The organism is Rhodococcus sp. BS-15, from assembly GCF_000813105.1.
Classification (GTDB): domain Bacteria; phylum Actinomycetota; class Actinomycetes; order Mycobacteriales; family Mycobacteriaceae; genus Rhodococcoides.
On record NZ_BAOX01000194.1, the window covers coordinates 1 to 9,590 of the forward strand.

Consider the following 9,590-nt stretch of genomic DNA (forward strand, 5'->3'; position numbering starts at 1 on the left):
AGTACTGGGAGTACTGGGGATTGGGATATTGCGGGTTCGAAGGGTACTGCTGGTTCTGATGCTGGGCGTTCGGGTCTCGGTACGGAGGGTACTGCTGCGAATCCCCGTACGACTCGTCCTTCTTGAACGCGTCGAACGAATCGCTGCCATCACCCTGCGGATAGCCCATGGCGGGAGTGTGACACCTCGAGACAGCCGTCGCAACCGTTCTCTCTCGGTCACCCACACCGGTCCCCCGAGTCCACTCGATGTGCCATTGACTGCCGAAAAGGTCACTGAATGTCACATCGAGTGGACTGCGGGGTTCGGGTGCACTCGGGAATCGGGTGCAGCCGGGTATGGATCGGCGACTACAGGTTGGGCAGTTTGACTACCTGTCCGGCGTAGGAGAGTCCGGCACCGAAGGCGAGGAGGAGTGCGGTGTCTCCTGCTTTTGCTTTGCCGGTACGCAGTAGTTCTTCCATGGCCAGGGGGATCGATGCTGCCGAGGTGTTGCCGGTTTCGGCGATGTCGTTGGCGACCGGGGTGCCGTCGGCGAGGTTCAGGCTTTTGGCCAGGAGTTCGGTGATGCGGCTGTTGGCCTGGTGGGGGATGAAGGCGTGCAGTTCGTCGGTTTTGATGCCGGCGACGTCGAGGACTCGCTGCGCGGCTTTGCCCATTTCGAATGCGGCCCAGCGGAAGACGGAGATTCCGTTCATCCGGATCCAGGGTCGCTCGAGGCCTTCTTCGGTGATGTAGTCGTACCAGTCGGTTGTCTGGACGATGGCGTCGGATTGCGAGCCGTCGGAGCCCCAGACGGCGGGTCCGATCTCGGTTTCGTCGCTCTGTCCGACGACCACGGCACCGGCGCCGTCGGCGAAGATGAAGCGTGTGGTGCGGTCGTAGGGGTCAGTGGTGACGCTGAGCTGTTCTGCACCGATGACGAGGACGTACTTGGACGTTCCGGCCTTGACCAGGTCCGATGCAACGGCGAGGGAGTAGCAGAAGCCTGCGCAGCCGGCGCAGATGTCGAATGCGGCGGGCCCCTTGGTGCCGAGTCCGTGCGCTACTTTCGCAGCTGCTTGGGGTGTCAGTTCGAGATGCGTCGAGGTGGCGACGATGACGGTGTCGACTTGGTCGGCCGTGATTCCGCTGGCCTCGAGGGCCTTACGACCTGCCGCGATGGACATCTCGACGACGTTTTCCTTGGGATCGGCGAAGCGCCGGTTCTTGATTCCCGAGCGGGTCTGGATCCACTCGTCGCTCGAGTCGATGAATTCACAGATCTCGTCGTTGGTCACGACTCTCTCGGGGCGGTGAACGCCGAGTCCGAGTAGTTTCGACTGTCGTCCCTGCGTCGTGCTGATCGCACCCATCTTCAATTTCCTCTCGTGCTACCGCGCCATCGCCGAGCTTCGGCTCGGGTCTTGGGCTGCGGGCTCGGTGACACACGTTACGTGCGTCGCCGCGAGGAGTTCACACCAGTTCGGCGATGAGGGCTGCGACCTCGGCGGGTTTGTCGATCATGGCGTGGTGATGGGCGGGCATGACGACGGTGAACTCGGCGCGCAGATACGCGGCGAGCTTGCGTTGAGTCTTGATCCATCTCTTGCCCCACGGGGAGGGTCGGCCGGTGTGGGCTGCGGCGACTATGGCGGGCACATCGAGTCGGAACTGCTTACGGATGCGGTGGAGTTCGACGGTGAGATCGGGGTAGACGACGTCTTCGACCAGTGCGGCTGCGAGGTAGGTGGGTCGGCGATAGATGTCGTCGACCCAGTCGAACGTCTCCTGCGGTGTGCCGTCGGGCGGTGTCGCCTGGTTGAGGACACGGCGCACATGGGGTCCGACCAGCTTCTGCACGCCGGTCTTGCTGAGCACGGTGGCAATCATGTGCGCAGCCCGGACGCGCAGGGCGGTGGGGACGAAGCGTCGGGGGTCGGATTCTGCGCTGGAATCGAGCAACAGAATCCCGCGGATGCGCGACGGGTACAGGCGGGCGACGGCTTCTGCATAGAAGCCGGCAATCGAGTGACCTGCGACGACGACAGGCTCGACGATGTCGAGTGCGTCGAGGACGCCGACGATTCTGTCGGCCTCCCCGCGGACGGTGGGCGTGGCGCCGTCGGGGGAGGGGGTCGCTCAGTCCGAAGCCTGGGCGGTCGAGAACGACGACGTTATGGTGGGCGCTCAGGATGTCGACGGTGTCGTTCCAGTCGAACCAATTGCTGCCGAGGCCCCCGCAGAGTACGACCGTGGGCCCGGTGCCGCGTACGAACAGATGCAGACGTTGTCCATTCACCTCGAAGTACTGACCGGGAGGATGTTTCACGGGAAACAACGCACCGCGTTCGGTTCGATCCCCGTTGTCCATGTTTGGTTCTCCACGATGCTCCGCCGACCTGCCGACTGTTTCAAGCACCAGTTTCCATCATTTTCCCGGTTTTGCACACTCGCCCTCGTTCACCGGTGTTCGAGAAGGGTCATTGACGCGGCTTGGCCAGCGGAAATGCGAGCGTCTCGCGAATGCTGCCACCCGTGATGAGCATGACCACCCGGTCGACGCCCATGCCGAGCCCACCGGTCGGCGGCATACCGTGCTCGAGGGCCTGTAGGAAATCCTCGTCCAGGCTCATCGCTTCCTCGTCGCCGCCCGCCGCCAACAGCGATTGTTCGGTGAGGCGCCGGCGTTGATCGACAGGGTCGGTCAATTCGCTGTACGCGGTGCCCAGCTCCACGCCCCACGCGACCAGGTCCCACTTCTCCGCGACGCCCGGAATGCTCCGATGTGGCCTCGTCAACGGCGACATCGACGTCGGGAAGTCCTTGTAGAAGGTGGGGAACTCGGTGTAGTCCTCGACCAGGTGTTCGTACATTCCCTGTGCGACGGCTCCTGCATCCCAGGTCTTTTCGTACGGAATGTCGTTCTCGTCGCACAGACGTTGCAGTTGGTCCAGTGACGTCGACGGTTCGACGGGAACACCCAACTTTTCGGCGACGGCACCGTGCAGCGTCTTGACGGGCCACTCACCGGAGATGTCGATCTCGATCATCTCCCCGTCCGGACCGTCCGGCCGCAGGATGATCTCCCGGCCGTGAGCTGCGACGGCGGCCCGCTGAATCAGTTCGCGGCACAACACCATTGCGCGTTCGTAGTCGCTGTGCGCCTCGTATGCCTCGAGGATCGTGAACTCGGGATTGTGCTTGAAGTCCGCGCCCTCGTTGCGGAACACACGCCCGATCTCGAACACCTTCTCCATACCGCCCACACACAGGCGCTTGAGGTAGAGCTCAGGAGCTATCCGCAGATAGAGATCGAGATTGTAGGCATTGATGTGGGTGACGAACGGCGCGGCGTTCGCACCCCCGTGCACCTGCTGCAGAATCGGAGTCTCGACTTCCATGTATCCGCGCTCGCTGAGTGAATCACGCAGTGATTTCACCACATTCGAGCGGGCGATCATCAGGCACGTGCGTCGCGATTGATCGCCAGATCGACATAGCGTTGCCGCACCCGAGCTTCCGGGTCGGTGAGGCCGCGATACTTGTCCGGCAACGGATGCAGGCACTTTGCGTTCATTCGCCACTCGGTGGCCAACAGCGACAGTTCACCACGCCTGCTGTATCCGATAGTGCCGCTGACTTCGATGAGGTCACCCAGGTCGAAGTCGGCATCGAATTCCTCGATTCTGTCGCCGACGCGTTCCCGGTCGAACAGCACCTGAATGTCGGCCGACCAGTCCCGGATGACGGCGAACGACACGCCGCCGTAATCACGAATCCGCAGAATTCGGCCGGCGATTCGGACCGTCGTACCCTGAGGCGATGCCACCGCCTCACCGACGGTATGCGTCGGTGGATAGGCGACGGGGTAGCCCTCGATCCCGTCGCTTTCGAGACGATCGAGTTTGGCCATGCGTACGCGAACCTGGTCGGGACGTTTGCGGCCGGGCACGGTTTCGTCCACGGAAGTCTCGGGTCCGCTGCCGTCGGAATGAATGTCGTCGGCGTCGGCGAGAGCTGCGGGCACCGCCACATGGGAGCCGGTGTGCTTCGAAGCGCGCCGGAAGGTCGGCAGAGTCAAGAAGCCCTCGGCGATGGCCGACGCGACGCCGACCTTGGGCAACACCCGATTCTCGGCGAAGCACAGGTAACGCGGCTCCCAATCCGGAAGGTATTTCACGTTCGAGCGATACAGCGCCTCGAGCTGCCACCACCGAGAGAAGAACACCAGCACGCTGCGCCAGATTCGTAGTACCGGTCCGGCCCCGATCCGGCTGCCCTCCTCGAACGCCGCGCGGAACACCGCGAAGTTCAGCGAAATCTTGCTGACACCGAAATGATCCGCGCCGGTTGCGAGTTCGGTCACCATCAGCTCGATCACCCCGTTGGGCGACGTCGGATCACGGCGCATCAGATCCAGCGACGCACCGGTACGACCCCACGGCACCAAGGACAGAACACCGATGATCTTCTCACCCTGAACCGCCTGTACCAGAAGACAATCGCCGTCGAGCGGATCACCCAACCGGCCCAACGCCATCGAGAAACCGCGTTCGGTCTCGGTATCGCGCCACGCATCCGCGCAGGCAATGATCTCCGACATCTCCTCCGACGAAATCTCCCGATGACGACGCACGGTGACCACGACACCCGCTTTACGAGCCCGGTTGACCGCCTGACGCACGGGGCGCATCTCGCGTCCATTGAGGTTGAAATCTTTGGTTTTGAGGATTGCTTCGTCGCCGAGTTCGAGGACGCTCAGCCCGGCCCGCTTGTACGCGGTGGCCCCGATCTCGCTGGCTCCCATGACAGCTGGGGTCCAGCCGTACTTCTCGGCCAGGTCCAACCATTCCGAGATCGCATGCGGCCAGGCCTCGGGGTTGCCGATCGGGTCACCACTGGCCAGACACACACCGACCTCGACGCGATACGTCACCGCCGCCTTGCCGCTCGTGGCGAAGATGACGCCCTTGTCGCGGCGAGTGGCGAAGTAGCCGAGGGAATCGTCGGCACCCCATTTGTCGAGCAGACCACGCAGCGCGGACTCGTCGCGACCGGTGAGCGCATTGCTCGACCGTTGAGACCGAAACAACGTGATGACCGCCCCCAGCAACGCCAACGCTCCGAACAGACCCAACGCCGTGTTCACGATGCCGTTCGGCCTGCCGTCGAACTGCTCGTTGTCCACCGTTGCCAACGCCGTCACGCGATTGAACGCCCACAGGAACGTCTGACTCTCCGGCAACGACCCGGGGAACAACGCAACCAGCGCCCACCCGATCACCGTCCCGACGGCAGCGCCCAGCACGAGCACCCCGAGCGCCTTCCACACCGCACCACGACGCACCCGCGTGTAGAACTCCTTGCGCGCAGCGATCAACAACCCCGTCGCCACGACATGCACAGCCAGTGCAATCCACGAATTGACGTTCTTCTCCGTGATGCCCTCGACCACGTTGGTGATCGCCAACAACACCAGATAAATCGTCAGTAACCACCACGCAATGCGCTTGCGACTCGCCAACGCTGCCGCTAACAAACCGACCACCAGCGCCCACGACAGACTCGTGTCGGGAGCATCGAAGTAATAGTTGTCCACGTACTCGCGAGGAACGTGAATCAGGAAACGAAGAGTCGGCGACAGACTCCACAGAAACAACAGCACCGCGAACACACCGAGCACCAACCCCGCGATATGCGGCACCTCACTCAACCGACCGCGCACGGGTGGCACGAACGACCGCGGAGCCATGGACCCGGACCGCTCCGAGGGATCTGCTGTCGCCGTCATATCTCACTCCCGAAGTCAGAATGCACTTGCAACGTAGACGGTATCCCCGCCGACCCCAGTGAGTTGCTCATTGCCCGCACCCCCGCCCCTCAATGTGACGTTCAGTGGCCCTTTCGGCAGTCAATGTCACATCGAGTGGACCTCAGGTCGGGTGCGGGCAGCGGATCTTCGGGTGCACTGGGTGCGGGTATGCCGTCGCCTCGGTGCTCGTGGGGAAAGTTTGTCCACAGGGCGTTAGTTATCCACAGGGCAATTCGTTTCCCGTCGTCCTGGAGGATTCGAGGTGTGCGGACTGTGCATCATCATGGGTGTGAAGCGGGGTGGAGCACGAGTCGATGCGAAGGTGATCGCGGCTGCGTCGGATCGCGGCTTCATGAGGACAGCGCATCTACTCGAGCTCGGGGTGGCGTCGAAGACAATTGTTCGACGCACCCAGCCGGACGGCACCTGGTCACGGGCGTTACCTGGGTTGGTGTTCTTGAAGAACCGCTCGCTGACGCCGATGGAACGCGCCACCGCTGTGGCGATCTACTGCGGCAAAGATGCTCTCATCAGCGGTCGGGCGGGGTTGGCGTTGCATGGATTGGGCACGTCGGGCTCGTTGGAGGAGACGTTCGCACTGATTCCCGAGCCGCAACATCGCAAGTCCGTGAGCTTCGCAGTGGTGGAGCGGACGTGGCGAATGCCCACGGCGGAGATCAAGTCGGGACTTCGCGTCGCCCCGATCGTTCGGTGCTTGTGCGATGCAGTTCGGCGGATGAAGAATGCCGAGCAGTGCATGGCGCTGATTGCCAGTGTCGTGCAGCGAGGCGCGGCCACCGTGGATGCGATCATGAAAGAGCTCGACGCCGGCAGTACACGAGGGACGGCGATGCCGCGACGGGTGCTGCGGGAGTTGGCGGCCGGCGCGCATTCCGTCGCAGAGGCCCAGGCCCAGAAGCTGTACGCGCGCAGCGGACTTCCGCCGATGCAACACAACGTGGTCGTCCACGACGAACAGGGCAAGTTCCTGCTGATCGCCGACAATTGGCTTGATGACGTCGCATTGGATTGGGAGATCGATTCGCTGGAATACCACCTCTCGCCCGCGGCGCACAGGGCGACGGTGGCGCGTCGTGAACGAGCGCACAACGCCGGCCTCATCGTGGTGACGCATCTGCCGAGCGATATCCGGGACGATCCGGAACGAGTACTGTCCGACCTTCGCGCGCGTTACGAGCAGGCCAAGCGCGACCGCGACCGAACGTCACTGTCCGACCGCGATCGGATCAGGCTTATCACCGGTCGGGCTGATATACCCAGACCATGTGCTCGCCGGTCTCGGACGCAGCTGCAATCGGTTGATGCTCGATCCTGTCAAGAATGAAGCCAAGCCTCCCGGGTACGGCCTGACTCCTGAGATTCGCTGCATCACAATGAATTTCGACTCGGATGATCCCGTCCAGCTTCAAGGCCTCCTGTATGAGGGCAGCGACGGCCTCGCTGATCACACCACGTCCCTCGGCCTCGGCGTCGAGCCAGTAACCCAATTCGATTCCGTGCGGGCCGATTCGGCGATGCATCCCGATCTTGCCCAGAAACGCACCGCCTTCGAGGTCGAAAATTCCGTAATCGAACATCTCCCCGGCGTCCCAGTGCTCGACGGCCTCGGCAATACGAGCGAGTTGAGCCGACGGCTGTGTTGCTTCTTCGGTCGCCCACCCCATCCACGGCACAAGGCGAACGAGATTGCGGTCGATCACGTCGGCAATGGCAACGGCATCGTCGGCCGATTCGCGACGAATGACAAGGCGGTCGGTGACAATCCGATCGGGAGGCACGTCGAGCATGGTCAGCAGTGTGTCAACAGTGCACTCGATGTGCCAACAAATTTCACTGCACTTTCACCCGCCCGCAGTCCACTCGATGTGCCATTGACGGGCAAAAGGTCACCGAAGGTCACATTGAGTGGACAACGGGGGCGGGGGGTGGGTCAGGAAGCCGACCAGGATCGCCAGGACAGTTTGTCGATGATGATCACCGGACCCTCGGGTCTGTTGTTTTTGTATTGAACGTATTTCGCGACCAGGGCGTCGGTAGCCGATGTGCCTTCGGTGCTGGAGGTTTCGACGATGTGGGCGTTTCCGTCGGCGCGGATCCACCAGAGTTGGGACCAGTCGTCGGTGTAGTGGTCGACGATGAGGCTGACGGCGGGGTCGGCGCGGATGTTGTCGAGTCGCTGGAGTTTTCGGGTTGTTTTGGGTTTCCAGTCGATGGCGGTGTAGATGCGGTCGCCGGTGGGGGCGACGGCGAACACGATGGGTACCAGGTGCGGTGTGCCGTCGGGGTTGATGGTGGAGAGTTGGGCTCGGGGTGCGTCGGCGAAGCGTTGGACTTCGTTGTCGATCTTCACGTTCGGTTCCTCGGGTTATGCGGATTCGCTGTGGGTGCTGTGTCGAGTGATGAATTGTTCGAGTGCCGCAACGGGCATGGGGCGTCCGAGTAGGTGTCCTTGGCCGAAGGTTACGCCCATGTCGGTGCAGATCTGGAGTTGTTCGGGTGTCTCGATTCCCTCGATGACGGTGTCTTTGCCGAGGGTGGTGGTGACGTCGACGAGGGCGCTGCAGAGTGTGGTCATGGCGCGTCGTCGGTGCAGGTTGTCGCTGTCGAGGTGTTGGGTGAGGGATTTGTCGATCTTGAGGGTGTCGACGGGGAGAGTGGCGAGTCGTTCGAGGGAGGAGAAGCCGGAGCCGAAGTCGTCGATGGCGATGAGGACGCCGTGGCGTTGGACGTCGCGGAGTTGGTAGTGGACGGCGTCGAGGTCGTGCAGTGTTTGTGATTCGGAGAGTTCGAGGGCGAGCCGTCCGGGTTCGATGCCGTAGGTGTCGACAGTGTCGATCACGTCGGTGGCGAGGGTTCCTGTGGCGAAGTGGGCGGGGCTGATGTTGACGCCCACTTGCAGGTGGATGTTGCGGGTCTGCCAGTCGGCGATCGTGTGCGCGGCCTCGGCGAGTATCCACATGCTCAGTGGGACGATGAGGTCGGCGTCCTCGGCGAGGGGTATGAAGGTGTCGGGCATCAGCAGGCCGAGTTCGGGGTGGTTCCATCGGATGAGTGCTTCGGCCCCGACGACCGTTCCTGTCGCGAGTTCGACGATGGGTTGGTAGGCCATGGTCAGTTCGCGCTCGACCATCGCGATGCCGCGCAATCGTTCGATGAGTTCGAGTCGGGTGCGGTTGGTGTGGTGCAGCTCGTCGGTGAAGACGTGGTGTTCGTTGCGTCCGACGGCCTTGGCGGCGTGCATGGCTGCGGTGGCGTTGTGGACCAGTTGGGTCGCGCTGATGCCGGTGTCGGTGCTGGAGGCGACTCCGACACTGGCGGTGAGGGTGAGTTGGCGGCCGCCGAGCTCGAAGGCGGGCTCGAAGATGCTCGCGAATCCGGCAGCCAAGGCGCGTGCGGCTATGGAGTGGCAGCCCCGTGCGATGACGACGAACTCGTCGCCGGTGAGGCGGCCGATGGTATCGCCGGGGCGGGTGGAGGCCAGGAGGCGGTCGGCGACCATGCAGAGCAGGTCATCGCCCTGGGCTGGGCCGAGGGCGTCGTTGAATTCTCGGAATCCGTCGATGTCGACCAGCAGGACACTGAACTGGCGGTCCGGAATGCGGGCGTCGAGTTCGGCGGTGATGAGGGCAAGAATCTCGTTGCGGTTCGGAAGTCCGGTCAGCGCATCGCGTTGGGCAGCGGTTCCATTTACGGCAGCGGTTCCGGAAACTGCGGCGACATGACGGGGCGGCGCGTCGTGCTCTCGGCTCACTGTTCCCCCTCATGGCCGGACAGC

6 protein-coding genes and 1 pseudogene are annotated in these 9,590 nt (G+C 62.9%); 1 reads left to right on the forward strand and 6 read right to left on the reverse strand.

All coding sequences use genetic code 11. The annotated features are described in order from the left end of the window. Positions 1-350: 350 nt before the first annotated feature. The 3 genes and pseudogenes from RHBS_RS18935 to lysX form a co-directional block, all read right to left on the reverse strand. Positions 351-1,355 (reverse strand): beta-ketoacyl-ACP synthase III, encoded by a 1,005-nt coding sequence (locus RHBS_RS18935; protein ID WP_032378786.1) that lies wholly within the window; start codon positions 1,353-1,355, stop codon positions 351-353. Between the two features lie 100 nt (positions 1,356-1,455). Further along, entirely contained in the window at positions 1,456-2,067 is a 612-nt protein-coding gene (locus RHBS_RS18940) for an alpha/beta fold hydrolase (protein ID WP_306303556.1), read from the reverse strand. Between the two features lie 395 nt (positions 2,068-2,462). Then, positions 2,463-5,773, reverse strand: a pseudogene (lysX, locus tag RHBS_RS18945) (bifunctional lysylphosphatidylglycerol synthetase/lysine--tRNA ligase LysX). A gap of 283 nt (positions 5,774-6,056) precedes the next feature. Between lysX and RHBS_RS18950 the strand changes: the two are divergent. After that, positions 6,057-7,139, forward strand: a complete 1,083-nt coding sequence (locus RHBS_RS18950; RefSeq protein WP_237669415.1) for a hypothetical protein — start codon at positions 6,057-6,059, stop codon at positions 7,137-7,139. Here RHBS_RS18950 and RHBS_RS18955 read toward each other — a convergent pair. The 3 genes from RHBS_RS18955 to RHBS_RS18965 all read right to left on the reverse strand — a co-directional run bounded on the left by RHBS_RS18955 (position 7,051) and on the right by RHBS_RS18965 (position 9,566). Beyond that, positions 7,051-7,602 carry a GNAT family N-acetyltransferase gene (locus RHBS_RS18955; RefSeq protein WP_183130321.1) on the reverse strand — a complete coding sequence of 184 codons (552 nt, stop codon included), beginning with the start codon at positions 7,600-7,602 and terminating at the stop codon, positions 7,051-7,053. The two genes, RHBS_RS18950 and RHBS_RS18955, sit on opposite strands and share 89 nt — an antisense overlap. A gap of 143 nt (positions 7,603-7,745) precedes the next feature. Continuing rightward, positions 7,746-8,165, reverse strand: a complete 420-nt coding sequence (locus RHBS_RS18960) for a TIGR03668 family PPOX class F420-dependent oxidoreductase (protein WP_121871664.1) — start codon at positions 8,163-8,165, stop codon at positions 7,746-7,748. Positions 8,166-8,180: 15 nt separating this feature from the next. Beyond that, positions 8,181-9,566: a bifunctional diguanylate cyclase/phosphodiesterase gene (locus RHBS_RS18965; RefSeq protein ID WP_121871665.1), complete on the reverse strand. Its 1,386-nt coding sequence runs from the start codon at positions 9,564-9,566 to the stop codon at positions 8,181-8,183. Between the last annotated feature and the right edge of the window lie 24 nt (positions 9,567-9,590).